We start from the raw sequence: 264 nt of genomic DNA, 5'->3' as shown, positions 1-264 counted from the left end.
CATGATGCATTGACCGTGATATCAGTAATGCCTGCTGCTTGTAGTGCTTTAATATGCCAAACTATAAGCGGTTGACCTGCGACTTCAACCAAAGGCTTTGGCGTCTCAAGCGTTAATGGACGTAGGCGTGTGCCCTTGCCCGCTGCCAAAATCATGGCTTGTGTAATCGTAGAGGTAGACATCTGCGCTCCTATCTTTATTATTTAAATTGATTTAGCTGAGCGTCATCTACGCTGAAGCAAACTTCTCTTTATAAGCAGGTAG

At 44.7% G+C, this 264-nt stretch carries 1 protein-coding gene; it reads right to left on the bottom strand.

What is annotated here, in order from left to right:
* Positions 1 to 182: NDP-sugar synthase (locus SB772_RS42000; RefSeq protein ID WP_410838772.1), on the bottom strand; the 182-nt coding region annotated here is incomplete at its 3' end.
* Positions 183 to 264: the final 82 nt, after the last annotated feature.

Source organism: Paraburkholderia sp. SIMBA_030 (genome assembly GCF_046535245.1).
In the GTDB taxonomy this organism is placed as follows: Bacteria; Pseudomonadota; Gammaproteobacteria; order Burkholderiales; family Burkholderiaceae; genus Paraburkholderia.
The sequence above is the reverse complement of the archived record's forward strand: the minus strand, read 5'-3'. Positions and strand labels throughout refer to the sequence as shown.